The sequence below is a fragment of the Nocardia sp. GP40 genome (assembly GCF_050434125.1).
Classification (GTDB): domain Bacteria; phylum Actinomycetota; class Actinomycetes; order Mycobacteriales; family Mycobacteriaceae; genus Nocardia; species Nocardia albiluteola.
In genome coordinates, this window is the sequence record NZ_JBNPVW010000004.1 from 470,412 (window position 1) to 495,159 (window position 24,748).

Annotated in this window: 20 protein-coding genes and 1 riboswitch; of the genes, 11 read left to right on the top strand and 9 right to left on the bottom strand. The window is 69.8% G+C overall.

From position 1 onward, the window contains the following. Positions 1-25 precede the first annotated feature (25 nt). Positions 26-1,576 carry an FAD-dependent monooxygenase gene (locus ABH933_RS15345; protein WP_429425444.1) on the top strand — a complete coding sequence of 517 codons (1,551 nt, stop codon included), beginning with the start codon at positions 26-28 and terminating at the stop codon, positions 1,574-1,576. A gap of 80 nt (positions 1,577-1,656) precedes the next feature. Here the strand turns inward: ABH933_RS15345 and ABH933_RS15350 are convergent, their stop codons facing one another. Beyond that, entirely contained in the window at positions 1,657-3,378 is a 1,722-nt protein-coding gene (locus ABH933_RS15350) for an MFS transporter (RefSeq protein WP_429425442.1), read from the bottom strand. Positions 3,379-3,570: 192 nt separating this feature from the next. Beyond that, positions 3,571-4,959, bottom strand: coding sequence for a nucleobase:cation symporter-2 family protein (locus ABH933_RS15355; RefSeq protein ID WP_429425440.1), 1,389 nt, complete (start codon positions 4,957-4,959; stop codon positions 3,571-3,573). A 605-nt stretch (positions 4,960-5,564) separates the two neighbouring features. Between ABH933_RS15355 and ABH933_RS15360 the strand changes: the two genes are divergently transcribed. Genes ABH933_RS15360 through xdhC form a run of 3 tightly spaced genes read left to right on the top strand, consistent with a single transcriptional unit; the run spans position 5,565 to position 10,472 of the window. Beyond that, positions 5,565-7,115 (top strand): xanthine dehydrogenase small subunit, encoded by a 1,551-nt coding sequence (locus ABH933_RS15360; RefSeq protein WP_429425438.1) that lies wholly within the window; start codon positions 5,565-5,567, stop codon positions 7,113-7,115. Further along, entirely contained in the window at positions 7,112-9,592 is a 2,481-nt protein-coding gene (gene xdhB / locus ABH933_RS15365) for a xanthine dehydrogenase molybdopterin binding subunit (RefSeq protein WP_429425437.1), read from the top strand. Before ABH933_RS15360 ends, xdhB begins: the two co-directional genes overlap by 4 nt. Then, entirely contained in the window at positions 9,585-10,472 is an 888-nt protein-coding gene (gene xdhC / locus ABH933_RS15370; RefSeq protein ID WP_429425435.1) for a xanthine dehydrogenase accessory protein XdhC, read from the top strand. The genes xdhB and xdhC overlap by 8 nt, the downstream gene beginning before the upstream one ends. Before the next feature lie 127 nt (positions 10,473-10,599). Here the strand turns inward: xdhC and ABH933_RS15375 are convergent, their stop codons facing one another. Further along, positions 10,600-11,010, bottom strand: a complete 411-nt coding sequence (locus ABH933_RS15375; RefSeq protein ID WP_429425433.1) for a nuclear transport factor 2 family protein — start codon at positions 11,008-11,010, stop codon at positions 10,600-10,602. Between the two features lie 83 nt (positions 11,011-11,093). On the opposite strand from ABH933_RS15375, the gene ABH933_RS15380 reads away from it, so the two are divergent. Both ABH933_RS15380 and ABH933_RS15385 read left to right on the top strand, forming a co-directional pair. After that, on the top strand, positions 11,094-11,645 hold the full coding sequence (locus tag ABH933_RS15380) for a TetR/AcrR family transcriptional regulator (RefSeq protein ID WP_429425431.1): 552 nt from the start codon (positions 11,094-11,096) through the stop codon (positions 11,643-11,645). A gap of 343 nt (positions 11,646-11,988) precedes the next feature. Continuing rightward, positions 11,989-13,524, top strand: a complete 1,536-nt coding sequence (locus ABH933_RS15385; RefSeq protein WP_429425429.1) for an FAD-binding protein — start codon at positions 11,989-11,991, stop codon at positions 13,522-13,524. A 51-nt stretch (positions 13,525-13,575) separates the two neighbouring features. Here ABH933_RS15385 and ABH933_RS15390 read toward each other — a convergent pair whose 3' ends face one another. Then, complete coding sequence (locus ABH933_RS15390; RefSeq protein ID WP_429425427.1) at positions 13,576-14,136, bottom strand: hypothetical protein; 561 nt, start codon at positions 14,134-14,136, stop codon at positions 13,576-13,578. Between the two features lie 200 nt (positions 14,137-14,336). On the opposite strand from ABH933_RS15390, the gene ABH933_RS15395 reads away from it, so the two are divergent. Beyond that, positions 14,337-15,215, top strand: coding sequence for a hypothetical protein (locus tag ABH933_RS15395; RefSeq protein ID WP_429425425.1), 879 nt, complete (start codon positions 14,337-14,339; stop codon positions 15,213-15,215). Between the two features lie 9 nt (positions 15,216-15,224). On the opposite strand, the gene ABH933_RS15400 is transcribed toward ABH933_RS15395, so the two are convergent. After that, positions 15,225-15,803 (bottom strand): TetR/AcrR family transcriptional regulator, encoded by a 579-nt coding sequence (locus ABH933_RS15400; RefSeq protein ID WP_429425423.1) that lies wholly within the window; start codon positions 15,801-15,803, stop codon positions 15,225-15,227. Positions 15,804-15,957: 154 nt separating this feature from the next. Continuing rightward, positions 15,958-16,060: riboswitch (SAM riboswitch) on the top strand. A gap of 11 nt (positions 16,061-16,071) precedes the next feature. Between ABH933_RS15400 and ABH933_RS15405 the strand changes: the two genes are divergently transcribed. Then, positions 16,072-17,070, top strand: a complete 999-nt coding sequence (locus tag ABH933_RS15405; RefSeq protein WP_429425421.1) for an ABC transporter substrate-binding protein — start codon at positions 16,072-16,074, stop codon at positions 17,068-17,070. Then, positions 17,067-18,674, top strand: coding sequence for an ABC transporter substrate-binding protein (locus ABH933_RS15410; protein WP_429425419.1), 1,608 nt, complete (start codon positions 17,067-17,069; stop codon positions 18,672-18,674). Before ABH933_RS15405 ends, ABH933_RS15410 begins: the two co-directional genes overlap by 4 nt. A gap of 16 nt (positions 18,675-18,690) precedes the next feature. Here the strand turns inward: ABH933_RS15410 and ABH933_RS15415 are convergent, their stop codons facing one another. Further along, a complete protein-coding gene (locus ABH933_RS15415) occupies positions 18,691-19,329 on the bottom strand; it encodes a trimeric intracellular cation channel family protein (RefSeq protein ID WP_429425417.1) in 639 nt (212 codons plus the stop codon). Between the two features lie 349 nt (positions 19,330-19,678). On the opposite strand from ABH933_RS15415, the gene ABH933_RS15420 reads away from it, so the two are divergent. Beyond that, positions 19,679-20,326 carry a bifunctional 4-hydroxy-2-oxoglutarate aldolase/2-dehydro-3-deoxy-phosphogluconate aldolase gene (locus ABH933_RS15420; protein WP_215922628.1) on the top strand — a complete coding sequence of 216 codons (648 nt, stop codon included), beginning with the start codon at positions 19,679-19,681 and terminating at the stop codon, positions 20,324-20,326. 159 nt (positions 20,327-20,485) lie between these two features. Next, positions 20,486-21,490 (top strand): sugar kinase, encoded by a 1,005-nt coding sequence (locus ABH933_RS15425; protein WP_429425414.1) that lies wholly within the window; start codon positions 20,486-20,488, stop codon positions 21,488-21,490. Between the two features lie 6 nt (positions 21,491-21,496). Here ABH933_RS15425 and ABH933_RS15430 read toward each other — a convergent pair whose 3' ends face one another. The 3 genes from ABH933_RS15430 to ABH933_RS15440 all read right to left on the bottom strand — a co-directional run bounded on the left by ABH933_RS15430 (position 21,497) and on the right by ABH933_RS15440 (position 24,571). After that, positions 21,497-22,789 (bottom strand): diguanylate cyclase domain-containing protein, encoded by a 1,293-nt coding sequence (locus tag ABH933_RS15430; protein ID WP_429425412.1) that lies wholly within the window; start codon positions 22,787-22,789, stop codon positions 21,497-21,499. A gap of 31 nt (positions 22,790-22,820) precedes the next feature. Then, entirely contained in the window at positions 22,821-23,630 is an 810-nt protein-coding gene (locus tag ABH933_RS15435; RefSeq protein WP_429425410.1) for an SAM-dependent methyltransferase, read from the bottom strand. 155 nt (positions 23,631-23,785) lie between these two features. Then, positions 23,786-24,571 (bottom strand): maleylpyruvate isomerase N-terminal domain-containing protein, encoded by a 786-nt coding sequence (locus ABH933_RS15440; protein WP_429425408.1) that lies wholly within the window; start codon positions 24,569-24,571, stop codon positions 23,786-23,788. Positions 24,572-24,748 lie beyond the last annotated feature (177 nt).

Consider the following 24,748-nt stretch of genomic DNA (forward strand, 5'->3'; position numbering starts at 1 on the left):
CCTATCTAGTGTTACATAGGTACCTATGGATATTACATCGAAAGCACCCCGAGTCGTCATTTCCGGCGCCGGTCCCACGGGCCTGATGCTGGCGGCCGAACTGCGTCTCGGCGGCGTTCAGGTCGTCGTGGTCGAGCGGCGTGCGGCCGGGACGGTCGGCGAATCGCGCGCACCGGGCATCAATGCCCGCAGTATGGAGGTATTCACCCAGCGCGGGCTGGCACAGGAATTCCTGAGCCGCGGCAAGGTCCTGCCCGGGGTTCTGTTCTCCGGGATCCCCATGGCTCCGCATCGGATCGATCCCGAGTGGCCCGCCGCGCTGATCCTGCCCCAGCACCAGACCGAGAAGATCCTGGCGGCCCGTGCGGTCGAACTCGGCGCCGACTTCCTGTGGTCCACCGCCGTGGTGGATCTGAACCAGGACGACGAGGGCGTCGAGGTGGTCCTGGACGGGCCCGCGGGCCGGTCCTCGCTCCGTGCCGACTACCTCGTCGGCTGCGACGGCGGCCACAGTGCGGTGCGCAAGCTCTGCGATATCCCGTTCCCCGGCGACGAGCCCGTCTCGTTCTGGGTGGTGGGCGACGTGCACCTGGACTCCCCGCCCGACGGCGACGGGGTCTTCGGCCGCAACGAGCGAATCGGCACCTACCAGATCTCCCGGGCCGAATCCGGCTGGTTCCGTCTGAGCATGATGCGGACCACCCCGCCCGCGGATCGCACGGCGCCGGTCACCCTCGACGAGCTGCGCGAGGTCATGCGCGAGGGCCTCGGCACCGACTACGGGCTGCGCGAGGCGCGGTGGATGTCCCGCTTCGCCGATGGGTTCCGCCAGGTCACCGAGTATCGGCGGGGCCGGGTCTTCCTCGCCGGGGATGCCGGGCACACCCATTCCCCGATCGGCGGGCAGGGCCTGAATCTCGGGATTCAGGACGCGGTGAACCTCGGCTGGAAGCTGGCCGCGGTGCTGAACGGCGGTGCGCCGGATGCGCTGCTGGACACGTATCACGAGGAACGGCACGCGATCGCCGCCACCGTGCTGCAGCTGACGAAGGCGCAGACGGGGCTGATCAAGCCCGGGCCGCAGATGGATGCGCTGCGCGGCGTCGTGGCGGACATGCTTGCGGTGCCCGAGACCTGCCTGCACCTGAGCGGCATCCTCAGCGGGCTGAACCTGCGCTACCCGCTCGGTGACTCGCACCCCCTGCTCGGCCGCCGCATGCCCAACCTGCCCCTGACCACCGACAACGGTGCCACTGACGTGTTCGGCCTGCAGCATCTGGCCCGTCCAGTGTTGATCAACCTCGGCGCGGCCGACCTGGCCGGTACCCCGTCGGCGTGGGCGGATCGCGTGGACTACATCGAGGCCCGACTCACCGGCGAGGACCTCGGCAATCGTTGGCGCCTACCGGTTTTCGGCGATATGCCCGCCGTGGATGCGGTTCTGGTCCGGCCCGACGGGTACGTGGCCTGGGTCGCCCCGTCGGGCGAGTCGTTCGACCACGACGCACTGACAGGCGCACTTACCCGATGGCTGGGCGCCGCGCATACCTCGGCGCCGGACCCGATTCGATCGTGACGCGGCCGCCGAATGGCGTCTCGTTATCGCCGGCGAATTCGACGACCTTCGGATGTTCATCCGATTGCTCCTTGAAGACGTCAATCCGTATTCGATTCGCGGTGCAGCTGCGCCAGGCCCTCCCGCACCAGCGCCTGGTGCCGCTCGGCGTCCTCGCGGGCGCGCCTGGGGCTCCACCGGCCGACGAGTAGGAAGATCGTGGGCACGAACACCAGCTGTGCGGCGAAGCAGACCCACCACCAGACCTGCCATTGATGGGGATTGTCGTGCTTGGCTCGGGTCACCTCGCCCGCGTGCTTCGACAGATACTGCAGGTCGGCCGGCGGGACGGGCGCGGTGGCCAGCTGCTGCAGCCGTGCGGCCGCGGCCGTGGGATCCGGGGCGAGGCCGGCGCGCATCAGTTGCGATACCGCCGCGGCACCGGCCTGCTGATCGGTTGGGTGCTGGGCCAGCGTGGTGAGCACTCCGGGCGAGACGGCGCCGATGGTGCCCACCTGCTCCGGGTACTGCTGGACTATCGCGGCCACCCGGGTGCCCTGGTCTACCAGCGTCGAGACCGCCGTGACCGCGAGTGTGAATCCGGCGAGCGATATCGCGACGACGAGGCGAATGGTCCAGCCCCACAGCGCGAGTCCGGTCGCGGTCGCCGCCGGGTTGTGCCGTTCGACGGTCTCGGTGAAGCTCGCCATCCAGGCGCAATAGGCCACGCCGCCGCCGATCGCGCCGACCGCCATTACGGCCGCGAACTCGTAGTAGGAGGTCTGCGGGCGGGTGGCCAGCGTCGCGAAGGCGCCGATGGCGGCAAGGCTGATCGCCGTGCCCAGGATCATGAACGGCTTGCGCACGCGGATCCGATCGGACAGCACGCCCGCCACGACCAGGGCGATGGCGTTCGAGCCCCAGTACCAGTTCGCCAGGGAGTTGGCCCGCGCCTCCGAATAGCCGAAGACGGTCACGAAGTAGACGACGAAGAAGCCGACGGCGATGTAATAGAAGAACAGGAACATGCTGATCCCGAACGCCGGCGCCAGCACGTCCAGGCGTAGTAGCCGGCGCCACTGGTGGCGCAGCGCGTCGGCCAGATCCAGCCCCGCCGCGCGCGCCTCGATGAGCTCGCGGTCGCGCACGCTCACCATGAGCTGGTCGCGCAGGGCGGGCGAGAGCTCGCGCAGCCCGACGAAGGCGATCGCGGCGATGACGAACCCGATGATTCCGCACACGTAGAACTGAAATCGCCACTGCGGGTGGGCATCCAGCGTATTGCTGGATATCTCGGTCACCGCGAGGCTGCCCAGCACCGGCCCCATGGTCCAGAAGCCCATGGCCGACGCGCGGCCCAGCTGCGGGGAGAAGTCGCGGATCAGGGCGGGCGTCGCCACCAGCATGATCCCCTCGACCACGCTCAGCACCGCGAAGAGCACCAGGTACGCAGCCTTGTTCGGTGCGTGCGGCAGCCCGAACAGCACGATCGCCGCGGTGACGAACAGGCCGACGACGACGAGATTGGCCCGGCCCCAACGGTCCGCGAGCCCGGCCGCGAGCGAGCCGAACGCGCCGACGGCGTTGCCGATCACCGAGACCACCACATACCCGCCGAACGAGAATCCGAGATCGCCGATGATCTTGGTAGCCACGGCGCCCGGCACGTAGAGCTCGTAGTACAGCACGATGGTGGCGAGCACCGTAATCGCCAGATAGGTGTAGCGGGCAGCGGAATCGGGATAGTGCCGCAACGCGCGCCGCCAGATCCAGTCGGCCGGTCGATGGCTCGGAGCGGGTTCGGATGCGAGTCGATCGAGCACGGAAACCTCGCAGACGACAGCATGGGCCGGTGATACCCGTTGCCGGATAGTGTGATTCAGGACACAAAGATAGCCAGAACTGAATCCGGCGTCAAGTACGGAAAGTCGCCGCGCACGCACACGGCCCGGCGAGAAGGATCTCGCCGAGCCGTAGATCGTCCGGTGCGGCCGTCACGCACCGGATCGCGTGTTTCAGTGCGTGCCGGCGGAGGCCTCCGGCTGCTTACCCGTGCGCCAGTGGTTGAACAGCAGGTTCAGCACGAAGACAACGATCACCGCGGAGGTGATCGGGCTGCTGGCGATCATCTGGAAGTCGGTCGGGAACTTGGTGTAGAAGCTCGGGGCGACCGAGGGCAGCAGTGCCACCGACAGGGTCACCGCGATGATCAGCATGTTGTTGGTGCCCTCGAACTGCACCTTGTGCAGCACCCGCAGTCCGACCGCGGTGACCATCGCGAACATGACGGTCGCGGCGCCGCCGATCACCGGACCGGGAAGTGCCGCAACGAGACTGCCGACCTTGGGCACCAGGCCCAGCGCGACCAGGAACCCGCCGCATACCGCGACCACCCACCGGCTGCGCACGCCGGTCAGGCCGACCAGGCCCACGTTCTCGGCGAATGCGGTGTCGGGGAAGGAGTTCATGAATCCGGCCAGCACCGCGGACAGGCCGTCCGCGGCCAGGCCGCGCGCCAGATCGGCGGGCTGCAAAGGCTTGTCGACCATCTCGGCGACCGCCACCATGTCCGCGGTCGACTCGGTGAAGGTCACCAGCATTACCACGCACATGGAAATGATTGCCGCGATGTGGAATTGCGGTGCGCCGAAGTTGAAGGGCTGCGAGATGCCGAACCAGCCGGCCTTGCCGACGCCCGAGAGGTCGACCAGCCCCATCGGACCCGCGACTATGGTGCCGATCACGATGCTGAGCAGCACCGCGATCTGGCTGATCAGGCCGCGGCCGAACTTGTGCAGCAACACGATCAGCAGAATCACCAGCCCCGCCAGTGCGATATGCGAAATCTGCCCGTAGCTGGGCGATTTGGGGTCGTCGCCGGCGATGAGCCCGGCGTCCGCGCCGATCAGCGACAGCCCGATCACGCAGATCACGCAGCCCGAGACCAGCGGCGGGAAGAACCGCACCACGGTGGCGAAGAACCGCGCGATCACCAGCCCGAAGATGCCCGAGACCAGGATCGCGCCGTACACGGTCGGTAGCCCGGCCTCGCCGCCGCCGAACTGCTGCGCGATCAGGATCATCGGCGAGACGCAGGTGAAGGTCGCGCCCGCGACGATCGGTAGCCGCACGCCGAGGATCTTGCCGATGCCGATGGACTGGATGAGCGTGACTATGCCCGATACCAGCAGGTCGGCGTTGACCAGCACGCCGATCGTATGGGCGGACAGTTTCAGTGCGCCGCCGACCAGTAGCGGCACGGCGACGGCACCGGCGTACATGATCGCCAGATGCTGCAGGCCCAGTAGCGTGAGCCGGGCGGGGGGAGGGACCTCGTCGACGGGGTGTCGCTGCGGCGCGATGCCATCGGGTTCGGGGGAGGGGCGCGAGAAGCGCAATTGCATGGCAAGCCTCCTGGGCAAGCAGAAATAACGGCCGACAACTACCGGAACGACGGCCCGAATCTGTCGCGGGAATTCTCGTACGAGTTACCCACGGCGCCAGCGTAAAAGCCACGAGCCGTTGCCCGGCTGTGCCGCAACGCTATGTTTACAACACGTAACACCCCGGTCGTGCCGATTTGGATGATAATCCGGTCGGGGTGGCGATTCGGGTCGCTCCATTTGGAGGATCATCCGAATGGCCGGACGGGGGCGGCGTCCGAGGTTGACCGCCGGTCCGGGCGCGGCTAGTTTTGGTGCCCAACACACGGGTAGCCGGAGAATAAGGAGGCGATCGGGATGTCCGCGGACCACGACCTGCGCCGCCTCGCCCACCGCATGGTGTGGGTGCCCGGCCGCGTCGCGCACGGCTGCTGAACTGCCTGGTCACCGCGCTGTTTAGTGCGTCGCCCCGATCCCGCAGGGCCGTGGACGCCGGCATCGCCACCATCGCAGACCGATTTTCGCGGGCAATTTCTTGCCGCCGCGCCTCGACGTAGAAAGCCGCCTAAAATGGATATTGTCGTTATCCGTCATCCATTCGATCGACAGTGTAAAGAGGGCCTGCCATGGTAGCGCCGCGGATCATGGTCAATGGCGAGAGCATGCCGATATCTCCCGCCGCCCCGGCGACAACTGTGCTGGATTTCCTGCGGCAGTGGGGTTTCACCGGGAGTAAGGAGGGCTGCGCCGAGGGGGAATGCGGCGCCTGCTCGGTCCTGGTGGCCCGCCCCGGCATCACCACCCCGACCGAATGGGTCGCGGTCAATGCGTGCCTGATTCCCGTTGCGGCGCTGGACGGTCAGGAGATCGTCACCGCCGAGGGCCTGGGCACACCGAAGGCGCTGCATCCGGTGCAGTACGAGATGGCGGTGCGCGGCGGATCGCAATGCGGGTACTGCACACCGGGATTCATCTGCAGCATGGCCGCGGAGTACTACCGGGCGGATCGGAGTGAACAGCCCTCCACTGCAACGGAATCCGTGTTGGCGCGCGACGGCGCCGCATCGCGGGCCGACGGCTCCGCGAACGGTTCCGCGGTCCGGGCGAACGATTCGGTATCGGCGGGCTCCGGCGACGCGCACACCGACTCCGAGCACGGTCCGAACGGCTTCGACCTGCACGCCCTGAGTGGAAACCTGTGCCGCTGCACCGGATATCGCCCGATCCGCGATGCCGCCTATGCACTCGGTGACCCAGCGGCGGACGACCCGCTCGGCCAGCGCCGCGAGGGTGCGCCGCCCGAACCGGTGCCGACCGTCCTGGAGTGTGACGGCCAGACCTTCGCCCGCCCGGCCACCCTGGCCGAGGCGCTGGAGTTGTTGCGCGCCCGTCCGGACGCCGTGGTCGTCGCGGGCAGCACCGACTGGGGTGTGGAGGTGAACATCGGCGGCCGCCGCGCCGAGTACGTCGTCGCGATCGATCGGCTGCCCGAACTGCGCGGCCTGCGGGTCGAGCCGGATCGCATCGAGATCGGCGCCGCGCTGACGCTCACCGAGATCGAGCGGAGCCTGCGCGGGACGGTTCCGCTGCTGGCCGAGTTGTTCCCGCAGTTCGCCTCGCGGCTGATCCGCAACGGCGCGACGCTGGGCGGCAACCTGGGCACGGGCTCGCCGATCGGCGACGCCCCGCCGGCGTTGCTCGCGCTCGGCGCGTCGCTCGTGTTGAGCGACGCGGATGGTGAGCGCGAGGTCGCCCTGGCCGAGTACTTCACCGGATACCGGCGCAGCGTGCTGCGCCCCGGCGAGCTGATCCGCACGATCCGCATTCCGCGACCGCTGGCGCCGGTGACGGGGTTCCACAAGATCGCCAAGCGGCGTTTCGACGATATATCCAGTGTCGCAGTGGCTTTCGCGCTCGACATCCGGGACGGCGTAGTGCGCTCGGCTCGGATCGGGCTGGGCGGGGTGGCCGCGACCCCGATCCGCGCGTACGCGACCGAGGCGGCGTTGACCGGTCTGCCCTGGTCGCGCGAGACCGCCGAGGCGGCCGCGCGGGTGCTCGAGGGGGAGGGCACCCCGATGAGCGACCACCGCGCCAGCGCCGAGTACCGCGGCGCGATGCTCGGGCAGAGCCTGCTCAAGCTGTTCGCACAGACCCGCGAGGAGGTGTCGGCATGAGTGTTCTTTCCGAGCGGCCCGAGAGCCCCGCGGTGGGCCTGCCGATTCCGCACGAGAGCGCTGCCCTGCACGTCACGGGCGCCGCGCTCTACACCGACGACCTGGTGCATCGCACCAAGGACGTGCTGCACGCCTACCCGGTCCAGGTCATGCACGCGCACGCGCGGATCCTGGCGCTGCGCACCGGACCGGCCCTGGCGGTACCCGGGGTCTTGCGGGTGCTCACCGCCGCGGATGTCCCCGGTGTCAACGATGCCGGGGTCAAGCACGATGAGCCGCTGTTCCCCACCGAGGAGGTCATGTTCTTCGGGCACGCGGTGTGCTGGGTGCTCGGGGAGACCCTGGAGGCGGCGCGGCTGGGCGCGGCCGCGGTCGAGGTCGAGACCGAACCACTGCCCTCGCTCATCACGATCGCGGATGCGATTGCGGCACAGAGCTTTCAGGGCGCCCAGCCGACGGTGCGGTGCGGTGACGTGGCGGCCGGATTCGCCGAGTCGGCGCGCGTGTTCACCGGCGAATTCCAGTTCTCCGATCAGGAGCACTTCTATCTCGAGACGCATGCCGCGCTGGCCCAGATCGACGAGGCCGGACAGGTTTTCGTGCAGAGCAGCACCCAGCATCCGTCCGAGACCCAGGAGATCGTCGCGCACGTGCTGGGCCTGCACAACCACGAGGTGACCGTGCAGTGCCTGCGGATGGGCGGCGGATTCGGCGGTAAGGAGATGCAGCCGCACGGATTCGCGGCCATCGCGGCGCTGGGCGCCAGCCTCACCGGACGCCCGGTCCGGTTGCGGCTCAACCGGACCCAGGATCTGACCATGTCCGGCAAGCGGCACGGCTTCCACGCCTCCTGGCGGGTCGGATTCGACGCGCAGGGCCGGTTGCAGGCGCTGGATGCGACTCTCACCGCCGACGGCGGCTGGAGCCTGGACCTGTCCCAGCCGGTGCTGGCCCGTGCGCTGTGCCACATCGACAACACCTACTGGATTCCCAACGCGCGCATCGCCGGTCGCATTGCCAAGACCAACAAGACCTCCAATACCGCCTTCCGTGGTTTCGGCGGCCCGCAGGGCATGCTCGTGATGGAGGATCTGCTGGGCCGCTGCGCCCCGCTGCTGGGCCTGGATCCGGCCGAGCTGCGCCGACGCAACTTCTACACCGCAGGGCAGTCCACCCCGTACGGGCAGCCGGTGCGCAATCCCGAACGGATCCACACGGTCTGGCGGCAGGTGCACGAGAGCGGCGAGCTGGAGCATCGTCGTCGCGAGATCGAGGCGTTCAACGCCGCGCACCCGAATACCAAACGGGGACTAGCGGTTACCGGGGTCAAGTTCGGCATCTCGTTCAACCTGACGGCCTTCAATCAGGGCGGCGCGCTGGTGCTGATCTACAAGGACGGCTCGGTGCTGATCAATCACGGCGGCACCGAGATGGGGCAGGGTCTGCACACCAAGATGCTGCAGGTGGCCGCGACGACCCTCGGCATACCGCTGCACAAGGTGCGCCTGGCCCCGACCCGGACCGACAAGGTGCCCAATACCTCGGCCACGGCGGCGAGTTCGGGCGCGGACCTGAACGGCGCGGCGATCAAGAACGCCTGCGAGCAGTTGCGCGAGCGGCTGGTGCAGGTGGCCGCGACCCGCCTGGGCTGCGGCGCGGCGGATGTGCGGATCGTCGACGGGGTCGCCCGGGCGCTGGGAGCGTCGGGCGCCGGCCTCGACTGGGACGATCTGGTGCGGACCGCGTACCTGCAGCGGGTGCAGCTGTCCGCGGCCGGTTTCTATCGGACCGAGGGGCTGCACTGGGATGCCGCGACCATGCAGGGCTCGCCGTTCAAGTATTTCGCCTACGGCGCGGCGGCCAGCGAGGTCGAGGTCGACGGCTTCACCGGCGCCTACCGCATCCGCCGGGTGGACATCGTGCACGACGTGGGTGACAGCCTCTCCCCGCTGATCGATATCGGCCAGATCGAGGGCGGTTTCGTGCAGGGCGCGGGCTGGCTCACGCTCGAGGACATGCGCTGGGACACCGGCGACGGCCCGGGCCGCGGACGGCTGCTGACCCAGGCCGCGAGCACCTACAAGCTGCCGAGTTTCTCCGAGATGCCCGAGGTGTTCAACGTCGAGCTGCTGACCAACGCCACCGAGGAGGGCGCGGTATACGGGTCGAAGGCGGTGGGGGAGCCGCCGCTGATGCTGGCGTTCTCGGTGCGCGAGGCATTGCGTGCGGCCGCGGCGGCTTTCGGGCGGCCCGGGCGCAGCGTGGAGCTGGGCGCCCCCGCCACGCCCGAGGCGGTGTACTGGGCCATCGAACGGGCGCGGCACGGAACCGCCGCGAGCTTGATTGATGCACAGTGGATTTCGCCCGCGGTCGCAGACTCCGTCCGATCGGCCGGCAACGGTCGATCGGGCGGCCGCGCGGACGCGGGCGCGGCGCACGACAACCCCACCGGCGCAGGGGTTCCCGGCCATGGCTGAGCTGACCTGGATCGCCGCGGTCGCGGGGATGCGCGCCCGCCGGGAGCCCGGTGTGCTGGTGACCGTCGCGACGGTGCGCGGGCATGCACCGCGTCGCGCGGGCGCGAAACTCGTTGTGGGACAGTCGCGGACGTGGGGCTCGATCGGTGGGGGCAATGTAGAAGCGGTCGCGATCGACCGGGCCCGCGAGCTGCTGGCCGCCCCCGATCCGGAGCCGGAGCTGATGGATTTCGCGCTCAACGACAAGGTGATCAACGCGCATGGCGTGCAGTGCTGCGGCGGCACGGTCGCGGTGCTGCTCGAGCCGCTGCCGGTGGTGCCCGCGGTCGCGATCTTCGGGGTGGGGCACGTCGGGTTGGAGCTGGCGCGCATCCTGGCCCGCCAGGACCTGGACCTGCACCTGATCGATACCCGACCCGACGTGCTCACCGACGAGCGCCTCGCGGTGCTTGCCGACGCGACCGCGCAGGTGCATGTGCATCAGGTGCCGATGCTGCCCGAACAGGTTCTCGCGGAATTGCCGTCCGGTACGCACCTGCTGATCATGACCCACGACCACGCCGAGGACGCTGCGCTGTGCGATGCCGCGCTGCGCGGCGGCGATTTCGGCTCGATCGGGCTGATCGGCTCGTCGGCCAAGTGGTCGCGCTTCCGCCGCCGCCTGCAGACCGAGGGCGGTCACGCCCCCGAGGCCGTCGCCCGCATACGCACCCCCATCGGCCTCCCCGAGATCACCGGCAAGGAGCCCGCGACGATCGCGGTCGGGGTGGCAGCGGACCTGCTGCTCACCTTCGAGCGCGAACGGGCGGCCGCGGCCGCGCCGGGCCGGCAGCCCGAGGCGGTGTCACCGCAGTCGCCGATCGTGCAGCCCAAAGCCTGAGGAACTCACCGCTGTTCCGGCGTGCCGCCACTGTCGTTCCGGCATGCGTGGGCCGGAATCTGCTGGCGCACGATGGATCCCGGCCACGAGCACGCTGGGATTACGGCGACGAGCGGTCGATGCCCGCCTACGCCGGGCCGGGTGCGCGGCGTGCCAGGACCTTTCGCTGGCAGATGCGCCACCCATTCGATTCCCGGCGGAGCGTGTCCTCGTAGACGACCGTCCCGCTGGTGCCGTCGGCGTTGACCGCCAGCCCCTTGGACCGCGCCCGCACCCGGTCGCCCTCCTGTGCGACCAGCACGGTGTTGGTGACGTGATGCCCCAGCGGCTGGGCCGGATCGTCCTGGTTGTCTCGGGCCATTTTCTCCAGCGCCGCGAGGCCGTGGGTGGTGCCGAGCCCGAAGTCTTCCAGGTCCAGTACCAGGTCGTCGGTGTACAACTCGCCCCACCGATCCCAGTCGCGGTCGTCGGCGATGTGTCCGTGCAGCGAGATCGCTTCGTGAATTGCGATCCGATCCGCCGCGGTGATGTCGAGCATCCAAGCCTCCGGTGTAAGTGGGGAGCTCCCCGTTTATCTGCCGTTAGACTAACCGGGGAGCTCCCCACTTTGCAAGGAGAAATATGGCCGACCGACCGCGCCGCGCCGACGCGCGCCGCAACTACGAGCGGGTGCTCGCGGCCGCGCAGGAGGTGTTCGAGGAGCTCGGCGTGACCGCCCCGCTGGACGAGATCGCCCGGCGCGCCGGGGTCGGCAACGCGACGATGTACCGCCATTTCCCCACCCGCCGCGACATGGTCATTGCCGTCTATGCCGAGGAGGTCGCCGCGCTGGGCGAGCTGGGCCGCGCCCTGCTCGCCGACCCCTCGCCCGCCGATGCGCTGTTCGCCTGGCTGCGGGCGTTCATCGCCCATGTGTCCACCAAGAGCGAACTCCCCCTTGCCATTCCGGACGACGAGGCGGGCGATCGGTCCGCGCTCTACCGGGATTGGCATGCCACGATGCACACCGCGGCCGCCGAGCTGCTACGCCGTGCCCAGGACGCCCGCGCGATCAGGGCCGACCTGGACGTCGCCGATCTGCTTGCCTCGGCCAACGGAATCGGCCGGGCGGCGGCGGACGACGCACAGGCCGACCGCTTATTGGCCATCGTCCGTGCTGGAGTCGTGCATTAACCCGGCCTTTGTATGCCGCGCGGTGGCCACCGAATCGGCCATTGTATGCCGCGCGGTGGGCACCGAATCGGCCATTGTATGCCGCGCGGTGGGCACCGAATCGGCCATTGTATGCCGCGCGGTGGGCACCGAATCGGCCATGGGCGGGCGGTGACGGGCGTCGACCTCGCGCACCCGCTCTGTGTTCGGGCCCAGGAGCCGGTGGCCGTCCGGCGCGCGAGCTGTACGCGACCGCCGGCGATCGGATCCCGCCGCGGCGCGTTCCGATCATCGGGACGAGCGGGGGACGCACCCGTGGTCCGCGCCCTACCGTCGAGAAAAAGCTGTTCGGCGGAAGTGGTGCGTGGTGAAGTGGGACGAAGAAGTCGATGTGCTGGTCGCCGGGTCGGGCGGCGGCCTGTGCGGCGCCTATACGGCCGCGCGGGAAGGGCTGCGCGTCGCGGTCGTGGAGGCGACGGACAAATTCGGCGGCACCACGTCGCTGTCCGGCGGCGGCGGGGTGTGGTTCCCGTGCAACCCGGTGCTGCGGCGCGCGGGCGTCGAGGACACCCCCGAGGACGCGCTGACCTACTACCGCGCGGTCGTCGGCGATCGGACCCCCGCTGAGCTGCAGGAAACCTATGTGCGCCGGGGCGCGGACGTGATCGAATACCTCGAGCGCGACGACAGCTTCTCCTTCGAGGTCTTCCCGTGGCCGGACTACTTCGGCAAGGCGCCCAAGGCCCGGCTGGACGGGAACCGGCACATCATCCCCACCCCGCTGCCCCTGGCCGAGGCCGGCGCCCTCGGCGAGTCGATCCGCGGCCCCCTGGCCACCGATCGCCTCGGCGAGGAACCGCCCGAGCTGCTCATCGGCGGCCGCGCCCTGATCGGCCGATTCCTGAAGGCGTTGTCCGCCTACCCGAATGCCTCCCTGCGCCTGAACACGGCGCTGGTCGAACTGGTCGTCGAGGACGGCGCCGTGGTCGGTGCCGTGGTGGAGCGTGAGCGGCAGCGCATCGCCATCCGGACCCGCCGGGGTGTGGTGCTGGCCGCCGGCGGTTTCGAGGGCAACGACGAGCTTCGGAGTCGATACGGGGTGCCGGGCGTCGCGCGGGACACGATGGGGCCGTGGGGCAATGTGGGCAAGACGCTCGAGGCCGCCCTGGCGGCCGGGGCGGACGTCGACCTGATGGACCAGGCGTGGTGGTCCCCGGGAATGATCCACCCGGACGGGCGCGCGGCATTCGCGCTCTGGTTCACCGGCGGCCTGTTCGTCAATCAGGACGGCGTGCGGTTCGTCAACGAGTCCGCGCCGTACGACCAGCTGGGTCGCGCGATCATCGAGCAGATGAACAGCGGCGCAACGACATTGCCGTTCTGGATGATCTACGACAACAGCACCGGCGCGGTGCCGCCCGTGCAGGCGACCAACGTGCCGATGGTCGAGCCGGAGAAGTATGCGGCCGCCGGTCTGTGGCACACCGGACAGACCCTGGAGGAACTGGCCGAGAAGATCGGGGTGCCGGGCGCCGCGCTGACCGCGACGGTCGCCCGCTTCAACGAGCTGGCGGCCCGGGGCACGGACGAGGACTTCGGCCGCGGCGACGAGGCCTACGATCGGGCGTTCACGAACGGGGAATCGCCGCTGGTGCCGCTCGGGGACGGGCCGTATCACGCGGCGGCCTTCGGGATCTCGGATCTGGGCACCAAGGGCGGACTGCGCACCGACACCGCGGCGCGGGTGCTCGACACCTCCGGCGCGCCGATCGCGGGGCTGTACGCCGCCGGAAACACCATGGCGGCGGTGAGCGGGACGGTGTATCCGGGCGGCGGAAACCCGATCGGGGCCTCGGTGCTGTTCAGCCACCTGGCCGTGCTGGATATGGTCGGGCGCTAGGTCTTTCGGGCGCCTGCCGTCCGGTGTCACACCGGACGGCAGGCGAGCCGATCAGTGAGATCCGGCCGATCCGCTGTCCATGTTCAAGCTGCCCGACCCGGATGAACCTGTGCCCGGTACGTCGGGTGCGGCTACCAGGCTGAAGTTGTCGCACCAGCCGCCGCTGCCCGAGCCCTGGCAGGCGATGTACACGATCGGGCCCGTGGCGGTGAAGGTCCGCGACACGGTCGTCGGTGCGGACACGCTCTGGCTGACGTAGGCCACGCCGGTGCCGGAGTCCAGGGCCAGGGCCAGCACCGATCCGCCCGGGCTCGCGCCGGCCCGCACCGAGAAGGTGTACCCGGCGCCCTTGGTCACCGGGACATCCTGTCCGACATAGCCGTTGTTGTGCACGCTCGCGCCGTTGCCGCCCACGTTCGCGTTGTAGATGTGCTTGTTCCAGGCAGCGAGCCCGCTGTGGAAGTCGGCATTCGCGACCAGATTGGCCGCGGCGGCCGGGTGATCGCCGAGGGGGATCGGCGCGGCGAGAGCCGGGGCGGATGCGCACAGGAAGCCGATTGCGGCCATCGATGCCACGATGTGGGCGCGGCCGAAACGCGGTGAGCTGGTCATCAAGGGTTCTCCTTGCTGAGGCCGCCGGGACCATTCCTTCAGTTATCGGCTGGCAATCAATTTTTGACCACTCACGGTAGCACCGACCTGGGCATGTTCTGCCCCGAATAGACGTAACTGCACTCTGAACCCCGGCGGGTCTCGGCGGCGCGTACCGTGTCAAGTAATCCATTGGCAAATTTCGTGGCTAGTGTGCGGATATGGACTTGGTGCTCGAATGGGATCGGCATCCGGGAACCGGTCTGCGTCTGGCGAGCGAGTTGGCGGGCGCGGCGGGCCTGGCCGTTCTCGAGGATGATGTCCTCGGGCCGGTCGAGCGCGGCCCGGAGCGGCTCGGGATCCTGGCCGCGCGACGCGGCGGCGAGCTGCTCGGCTGGGTCGAACTGTCCGGCGGCAGGAGCGAGCGACCAACAGGCGCAGCCGCCCGCGCGGTGGCCGAGCCGGTGTTCGCCTCCCGGTACCTGCGGCGAATTCAGGTGGGGCACTACGATTTCGAGCCCGCGACCGATGCCGAGGAGGGGGTCGTGCGGGCGCTGCTGGCGGGAGCCGCGCGGCAGGCGCGAGCGCTGGGATACCGGGTATTGCAGTGGCACGGTACCGATGTCGGTCCGGAGGGGCGCGCGGCTGCCGAGCTGGGCGCGGTCGCGGTCGGCGAGTACGCGCGGGTGTGGACCGCCGAACCGCGCACCTGGCAGGCCCCGAGCGCGCTGGCGTTCGGCGATCCGGTCGATTGCGTGCTGCACGCCCTGGCCGAATCCACCGAGCCGTCGGGACAGGCGCTGGTGGTGGCGCTGCTGAGTCCCGGCGCCGTGGAGCCGATCGCCAGCGTGGCCACCTCGGTCACCGGCAGCGAGGCGTATATCAATGCGGGGGAGGGCTTTTCGTATCGCGACGTCGAGTCCGACGCGCTGGCGGCGCTGATCGGCGCGGTCATCACCGAGCTGCACGACCAGGTTCCCCAGGCGCTGGTGCTGCGCGTATTCGAGGACGACGACCCGCGCATCCGCGCGGCCCTGGCTACCGCGGGACTGGATCTGACCGCGCGCTGCCGCGACTACGAGCTCGCGCTCGACCCGTAGCCCGGACCCCTACCCGTTCGTCGCGGGCGGTTCGGCCCGCAGGCCCGCGCAGGCGACGGACAGCAGGCGTTCGGCCGCCTCCGGGGCGCTTTCGCAGGCGACGCCGATGCCGCGGCCGAGGCGGATCAGGTCGCGGGGTTCGATATCCGAGCGCACCAGTCCGTCCCGCTGGGCCGGTTCCAGGACCCGGGCCGCGGCCTCGAGCGCCATGGTGTGGCACAGGTGGAAGGTCTCCGAGTTCGGATCCAGCGCGGCCTTGAGCGTGAGCGCCAGCCCCCGCCGGTTCATGATGAACTCCACCTGTGCGGTCATCCACCGCTGTAGCGCGTCCAGCGGTGAGCAGGTCTCGATCAGTTCGTCCGCGCGGCGGCTCAGGTCCTCGATGCTGGATCGGTAGACGGCCTCGAGCAGGGCCTCACGGTGGGGGAAGTGGCGGTACAGCGTGCCGGGGCCGACCCCGGCGCGGCGGGCGATCTCGTCCAGGGGAGCCTCGGGTCCGCAGTCGGTGAACGCCTGACGAGCGCATTCGAGGATGCGCTCGTAATTGCGCCGCGCGTCCGCGCGCATCGGCCGTGTCGGTGCGTTCATGGCGCCCTCCAGGGATCTGCGGAAACGGAGTTCTTCTCCACATGCTAACCCTCCCGGAACGGCGGCGACCGGCGTTCCGGTCGGCGGAGGCAAGCATTCGATTCACCGCGATCGAGAATGCAGACCCCGCACGGTGATTCGCCTAGCGTCGAACTGCCCATCCAGAGCGACCGAGAGACCTGGCTCCACGACGTCGCAGCAACCCGGCCGCCGTGGATGTCCGCGCGCAGGGGTGCTACCGCCAGGACCGATGGAGGTTCGACGAGCCATGAGACCCCTGACAGTATTCCGCGCCCCGCGCGCCCGGCGGGCGGTCGTGCTGACCGCCGCACTCACCACCCTGGCGCTGGTCGCCGGCGCCTGCGGCGCCGGGTCCGAGCCCGGCAACGAGGTGCGCAGCGTGAACGGGCAGAGCTACGACCTGTCGCCGCAACAGAGCACCCGGGTGCGCGCGGACAAGGTCGATTCGATCGCCGCGCAGGTGCCCGCGGCCATCCGCAACCGCGGCACCCTGATCGTCACCGGGTCCGCCGACAGTGGTGCGCCGCTGCGGTTCTACGCCACCGACGACCGCACGGTCATCGGGTCCGAGGTCGATGTCGCCGCTCTCGTCGCCGATATCCTCGGGCTGAAACTCGAGGCGCGGACCGCGGATTGGGCCCAGAACTTCGTGGCGGTCGACTCCGGCGCGGTCGACGCGTTCGTCTCCAATGTCACCGTGACCGAGGAGCGCAAGGAGAAATACGACTTCGCCACCTATCGCCTCGACAACCTGGCCCTCGAGGTGCCCAAGGACAGCACCTGGCGGTACGCCGACCGTAAATCGCTGGCGGGCAGGCGAATCGGAGTCGGCAGCGGCACCAACCAGGAACAGCTGCTGGTGCAGTGGGACCAGCAGAACCGGGCCGAGGGCCTGCCGAAGATCGATATCGCCTACTACCAGAAGACCGCCGACTACTATCTCGCGCTCGCCTCGCACCGCCTGGACGGGATGCTGGGTCCCAACCCGACCGCGACCTATCACGTCGCCACCTCGGGGCAAACGAAGATCGTGGCGACCTTCTCCGGCGCCGGAACCGCGCTGCAGGCTGAGATCGCGGTGCTCACCAGGAAGGACAACGGCCTGATCGGGCCCGTAAATCAGGCGCTGCAGTACGCGATCGCGCACGGGCTGTACCGCAAGGTGCTGGACCGCTGGGGTCTGGGCACCGAGGCCGTGCAGCAGAGCCGCATCAATCCGCCCGGACTGCCGAAGCGGTCGGCATGAGGACGGCGATCGCGCTACTGGGTGTTCTCGCAACGGCATTCGTGCTCTCGGCCTGCGGCACAGGCGCCGGAACCGATGCTCCGGCTGGGCCGCCGCGGCCGGGCGGCACGCTGCGCTACGGCCTGTCGCTCGCGCCGACCTGCTCGGATCCCGCGCAGTCCGGGACCAACCAAACGTTGTATGTGACACGGCAGATCGTCGATTCACTGACCGATCAGGACCCGGCGACCGGGGCGATCGTGCCGTGGCTGGCGCAGAGCTGGCAGGTGAGCCCCGACGCGCGAACCTTCACGTTCCACCTGCGCCCCGGGGTCACCTTCAGCGACGGCACCGCGCTGACCGCAACGTCGGTGCGGAACACCTTCGATGCCATCGTGCACACGCTCACCGGTGCCAAGGCCCCGCTGGCGGCCAGCTACCTGGCCGGTTACACCGGCACGAGCGCGCCGGATCCGCTGACCGCGCAGGTGAGCTTCGACAGCCCCAACGCGCAGTTCCTGCAGGCGGTCTCGACGCCGCAGCTCGGCATCCTCGCCGACGCCACGACCGCGAAGCCGGCCGACCAGCGGTGCGGGGGAGACGACATCGGCAGCGGGCCGTTCAGCTATGCCGCCTACCGCCAGGGCGCCTCGGCCACACTGGTCGAACGCGCCGGATACGCGTGGGGCTCGGCGGTATTCGCGCACCGCGGCGCGGCGTATCTGGACCGGATCGAATTCACCGTCGTCCCGGAATCCGGGGTGCGCACCGGCAGCCTGTCCTCCGGGCAACTCGATGCGGTGAGCGATGCGCTGCCGCAGGACGCACCGCAGATCGAGGCATCCGGGGGCCGGGTCCAGGTCACCTCGAATCCCGGTGTGCCCTTCGGGATTCAGCCCAATCTGACCCGCGGCCCGCTGCGTGATCCCGCGGTGCGCGCGGCGCTGCTGCCCGCGATCAACCGGCAGGAACTGGTCGATACCGTGCTCGGACCGCAGTTCAAGCCCGCCGAAGGGGTGCTGGCCTCGAAAACCCCGGGATACGTGGACCTTTCGAGCCATCTGCACTACGCGCCCGACGCCGCGCGGCAGCTGCTGGACCGGGCGGGCTGGGCGCCCGGCGGGGATGGCATTCGCGTCAAGGACGGTGTGCGCCTGTCGTTCGGCGTGCTGTTCAGCCACGCCTTCGCCGGGAATCAGGCGATCCTGGAGCTGATTCAGCAGCAGTTGCGCACGGTCGGCATCGATATCCGGCTCGAGCCTGCCGCGGACGCGGAATACACCGCGCGGCAGAACAGCAAGGATTTCGATGCGGTCTACTACAACATCACCCGTGCCGACGGCGATATTCTGCGCACCAACTTCGGCCTGGGCGGCCAGAACCTCAATGTGCGCGGGCCGATTCCGGAGCTGGACGATGCGCTGTCCGGTGAACTGCGGACCACGGACCCGGCCGCGCGTGCCCAATTGATCGGCCGGGCACAGCAATCGGTGCTCGGCAACGGCCTGTGGATCCCGACCATCGAGCTGTCTCAGGCCATCGGGGTATCGCACGCGGTATCGGACGTGAAGTTCGAGGCGTCGGCCCGCCTGCAGTTCTTCGATACCTGGCTGCACCGCGGGTGAGCGGCCGCGCCGCGCGTCAACGACGGCGCGCCCGCGGCGCGTGCCAGTGGAAATGCAGTGCGAGCAGGCGGAATACGAATGCGCTCGCCGATGCCAGCGCGCCGGTCCAGGCGGTGAACGCCCCGAAGTGCAGCAGTGCGGCCGCCACGCTCGCGCCGAAAAGCGCGGGCATGGCATAGATCTCCTGATCGGGCCGCAGCACGCTGGGCTGGACCCCGGCCAGCACGTCGCGGATGAGCCCGCCGCCGACCGCGGTGACCACGCCCAGCAGCGCCGAGGGCACCGTGGCCAGGCCGTGCTGATACGCCGCGACCGCGCCGGTGACGCTGAACACGCCCAGGCCGAGGGCATCGGCGACATCGAGCGGTCGCGCGACGAGCCGGCGCGGCGGATGCCAGAAGAAGATGATGACGGCGGCCAGCAGCGGCAGACCGAGATACCAGGGATCGGTGAACGCCAGTGGCGGGTTCTCGCCGATCACCAGATCGCGCACCACCCCGCCGCCGAATGCGGTCGCGCAGGCCAGCACTGCGATGCCCACCAGATCGTAATTCTTGCGCACCGCCAGCAGCGCGCCGGAGACGGCGAAGGCGAAGACGCCCAGCAGGTCCGCGGCCCGCTCCACATCGCCTGCGGTCCCGGTCAGCGCGATCATCGAATACTCCGCTCCGAAATTGGGTTACCTCCGAGTTACCCGCAGCATCATAGGTCGGACCGGGATGACGTCCGGCGGGCCAGATCATCGACGGCAATGCCGCTATCGCCATCGGCGCGCGGGTTCGTGCCGGAAACGACATTCTCACTGGTTACCCAGCTACAGCGCATCGCCGCCGGAACCGGCTCGGCGATGCGCACTGGACCGGAATCCAGCGGCCCGGTCGGACGTTCGGGGCCGAGCGTTGACTGCACTCGGGGGCACATTTTTGTCGTATCGGTGGTGCGGCGGCCCGATCGGTCGGCAGAGTGGGAGTGAACGGAATGGTAGGAAGGATGGCGGTGATCTAGTGATCGCGTTCGAGCAGGCCCTGACCGAGCACCGTTTGGTGGCGATTCTGCGGGCCCGGGAGCCCGCGCCGCTGGTGGAGGCGGCGCTGGCGCTGATCGAGGGCGGCGTGCGCTGCCTGGAGATCACCCTGCCGAGCCCCGGGTCGCTGCCCGCGGTGCGGATGCTGGCCGACCGGGCAGGCTCGCGGGTCTGCCTGGGCGTGGGGACGGTGCTGACCGCCTCCGAGGTCGCCGCGGCCGCCGATGCCGGTGCGCGTTTCGTGGTCGCGCCGAACTTCGATCCGGAGGTGGTCGCCGCCGCGACGGCGGCCGGGCTGGGTTCGCTGCCCGGCGCGTACACACCCACCGAGATCGTCGCGGCCTGGCGGGCCGGAGCGACCGCTGTGAAGCTGTTCCCTGCGGCCACCCTCGGCCCGGAATTCGTTGCGTCCGTGCGCGCCCCGCTACCGGAGATTCCACTGGTCGCCGTCGGCGGTGTCGGCTTGGCCGAGGCCAAGGAGTACCTGGACCGCGGTGCCCTCGCCGTCGGCGTCGGGAGCCCGCTGCTGGGAGACGCCCTGCGCGCGGACGCGGGCGAACGCGAATGGGCCGCCCTGCGCGCCCGGGCCGCCGAATTCGTCGCTGTGACGGCAGACCCGAATGAGTGAACGCAGCTCACGCACGAAGACGCAATGGGTATTGCGCTCGTGCCGGAGCAGGCCGCCAACGCCAGGGGATGTGCGCCGAGGTCGCGCTGCGTGCTGCGGCAGCGTTGGGGCGTGAGCGGTGGCTCGTACCCATATCGATTCCGCAGTAGGGAGATTCGCGTGAGCAGTGGTCTGGTGACGTTGGGCGAGACGATGGCCGCGCTGAGCTCGGCGCGGCCGGGGCCGCTGCGGGGTGCGCGCAGTCTCGACCTGTCGATGGCCGGTGCCGAGGCGACCGTGGCGATCGGCATTGCGCGGCTGGGGCATCCGGCGACCTGGATCGGGCGGCTGGGGGACGACGAGCTGGGCGAGTCGGTCCGGGCCGCGCTGCGCGGGCAGGGGGTTCGGGTGCTCGCGCGGGCCGACGCACAGGCGCCGACCGGGTTGATGATCAAGGAGCGGCGCACAGTCGATGTGAGCCGAGTGCACTATTACCGCGCGGGCTCGGCCGGATCGCGGCTCTCGCCGGACGACATCGATGCCGAAGTCATTGCGCAGCACGGCATTCTGCATATCACCGGTATCACGCCCGCACTGTCGGACACCGCCGCGTCCGCGGTCCGCACTGCGGTCCGGGCCGCGCGCGCCGCCGACGTCATGGTCAGTTTCGACGTCAACTATCGCTCGCGGCTGTGGACCGAAGCAGCGGCGCGAGAGCAGCTTTCGGCAGTGGCCCGGCTCGCCGACATCGTCTTCGCCAGTGTGGATGAACTCGGACTCGTCACCGACGGACCGCTCGCCGATCCCGTCGCCGCGGCCGCCACGCTGCTGGACGAGGGGCCGGCACGGATCGTGCTGACCGACGGCGCGCGGGGGGCCATATCGGTCGGTGTGTCCGCGCGCGGGTCGGCCGGCTCGCTCGGTTCGGCAGTCGCCATCCACGGTATTTCGGTGCTACGGCAGCCCGCCCTGCCGGTTCGGGTCGCCGACCCCGTCGGCGCCGGCGATGCCTTCGTCGCGGGCTATCTGTCGGCGGTGCTCGATGGCCTGGAGGAGACCGACCGGATGCATCGTGCCGCCGCCGTCGCCGCGATCTGCGTGGGCAGCGAGGGGGATTGGGAGGGGCTGCCCACGCGCGCGGAGCTCACGCTGGCCGGGCTGGGCGGCGGCACGGTCGCACGCTGAGGGAGATCACCGGCTCTGCCCGGTGTGGAACCCGGGGCGCGACCGCGCGGACTTGTTGCGGTACATGGCCGTATCGACGGTGTGCATCAGATCATCGATGGCGTCGGGATGTTCGGTGACCAGGGTGGTGCCGATCGATGTGCCGATCGAAATCGTGTGTCCGGCAACGACTATCGGCTCGGTTATGGCCGCAACCAGGCCGTCGGACAGGGTGCGGAGCTGTGCTTGGCCCGGGCAGTGCTCGACCATGACGATGAATTCGTCGCCGCCCAGGCGCGCGGCCAGCCCGCCGGGTTCGGCGGCCGTCCGCAGGCGCTGCGCCACCGTGGTCAGCACCTGGTCGCCCACCGTGTGGCCGTAATCGTCGTTGACCTCCTTGAACCCGTCCAGGTCCAGGTAGCACAGCCCGATCGGCGGGGCGGCGTGCGCGAGCCGATCGAAGAACAGCACGCGATTGGCCAGGCCGGTGAGATTGTCGTGATGGGCGTCGTGCCACAGCTGATCCGACAGCGCCTTGCGCTCGGTGATGTCCACCGCGACGCCGATCAGGAAGCGCGCCTGTCCGGCGGTGTCGCGCACCGCGGACATCGACAGGTCGATGGTGGTGCGGTGGCCGTCGGGGTGGGTGTGGCCGGTCTCGAGCCGGAATCGATCGGTCCCGCCCGCGAGCAACTGCCTGAACTGCTGGTAGGCCGTGCCGATATTGATCGGCCCGAGCACGTCGGCGACCAACTGCCCGGTGATGGCATCTACTGGCGCGCCCAGCATTTCGGCCATCGCGGCGTTCACGTCGACCACCCGTCCGGTGGCCGCGTCGATGGTGCCGATGCCGACCGAGGCGCCGGCGAAGATGGCCGAGAACCGGGCCTCGGACAGCTGCCGCTGCGCCTGCGCCTCCCGCACCGCCGACAGCGCCGCGGCCAGCGTGGTCTCCTGCTCGACCAGCGCCGCGGTGCGCAACGCCGCGGTGAATCCGGCCGCGAACTCCGCGGCGACCTCGATCGCGCGCTCGCGCACCAGGGCCGGATCCGGTTCGGGCTCGGCGCAGACCGTCTCCACCATGTCGCGGCAGATCACCGAGACCGTGCGGCTCACCGCGGCCTCGTCGCGGTAGTTCGCCGCCACCAGCGCCGAGGACGCGATGCGGGCCGATTCGATGCCCGCCTGTCCGCGCAACGCGGCCAGCAGCTGCTCGCTCAGCCCGGCCAGCAGGGCCTCGATCTGGGTTCGGGTGAGCGTGGGTGCCACGACGCCGTCGAGCGCGTCCGCCCACCGCACCGCCACCTCGTGCGCACCCACCTGCCTGGCCCCTGTCCGATCGGTCCCTGGTCTACACCTTGCGGCCCACACCGGCCAGACCGAGCGAGCGGCCCGGCGCCTCGTGCAGGTCGCGATCGGATTCCGGATGCCACAGCGGCAGCTCGACCACCCCGGGCTCGATCATCTCCCAGCCGTCGAACATGGCGGTGATCGCCGCGCGATCCCGGAATCGGATGCCGGTATGGGAATCGTTGGCCGATTGCGCCTCGAGCCCGGCCGCGTCCTCGGGACGCTGTGCCGAGGTCAGGTGCGAGATCGCGACGTAGCTGCCCGCCGGCATCGCGTCCCGCAGCCGCGCGACCAGCTCCCGCGGCTGCTCGTCGTCCCGCACCAGGTGCAGCACCGCGACCAGCAGCAGGCCCACGGGCTCGGACAGGTCGATCAGTCCGGATCTCGCGGCCAGGTCCAGCAGTTCGTCCGGTTTACGAAGGTCGGCCTGGACGGCCGCGGCGAAGTCGTTGCCGATCAGGATCGTGCCGGCCTGGGTCACCGCCACCGGATCGATGTCGGCGTACAGCACCCGGGCCCGTGGATCGATCTGCTGCGCCACCTCGTGCACATTGCCGGCGGTCGGGATGCCGGAGCCGATATCGAGGAACTGCCGGATCCCGGCGCCGGAGAGATAGCGGACCGCCCGCCGCAGGAATGCCCGATTGCTCAGCGCCAGCCGCGGCAGATCGGGCACGAGCTTCTTGCCCATTTCGGCGGCCTTGCGGTCGATCTCGAAATTGTGCGAACCGCCCAGCAGGGCGTCGTACATCCGTGCCGGGCTCGCCTGCGTCATATCCACGCCCTCGGGCGCCCATGCCGGCCTGTCCACTCGAAACCCCTTTGCATCCTGCACGCGTGAGTCGAGCCGTTCCCCGGCTCGCCGTGCGAGATGTGATCGCGGTTCGTTCACCCGCACGGGTGCATCTGAAATGCTAGCCGTGCGCGCCCCCGGCGGCGGGCAGAGTGTCGATCTTGGCGCGCCGGTCACACCAGGTTGATCGAATCCAGCACCCGGGTGCCGATTTCGGCATCGCCGGTGACGGCGACGGCGCAGGCGCGCCAGGGCACCCGGCGGGTGCTCCACTGCGGGAACTCCGGCGACAGTCCCGCGATATGGGCCGCGGCCCCTGCGGCCCGGCCCGGCCGCACCCGCAGGCGCCCGCCGTGCGGCTCCAGGCGCCACGTGCCGCCGCCGGGCCCGGTGAGCGTCAGCGCCACCGGATCCTCGAGCCAGTTGAGCGCCTCGCGATGGGAATGTTCCAGCAGGATCATCAGCCAGCTCAGGATCGCGGTCATGCGGCGGGCGTCGGTGGCCGGGGCGGGCCGGTCCAGGGCCGTGGCGATGTCGTGGCGCAGGTGGGTGTGCCACTCGAAGAGCAGGATCGCGGGTGCGAGTTTGACTGGGTACCAGCCCAATTCGGCGATCGGAGTGCGAATCAGGCGCAGGCCCGGCGCGGTCAGAACGGCCAGGGCCGCGCATCCGCGGCGGCTCCACGCGCCGAACTCGGCGAGCAGGGGCGCGCCGGCATCGGGCTGCCTGTCGTGGACCAGTTGCTCGTTCAGGCGCTCCAGATTGTGGGTTGTCATGTACGGGACCATGTCCCGGGAGACCACGGCGCGCACCGCGTTGGTCATGTGCACGAAAACATCCGTGATCGACCAGCCCGCCGCGGCGCTGGGCGCCCGCCACTCGGCCTCGCCGAGGCCGCCGCAGAAGCCCAGCACGGTTCGGCGTTCGTCGCGCAGTGCGAGCAGATACGGGGAGCTCATCGCGCGGCTCCGACGACCACCGGACACCTCATCGAGTCCGCACATTACCCGGTGGCGGGCAGGATGTCCGCGTCGCGCGCGGTTTCCGGAGTGTCATCGTTTACCAAAAGATTGCTGAAATTCGATGTCCGACTCGCCCATTCGGCTGGGTGTCCGTTTGGACGGTCGGCGCGCCGA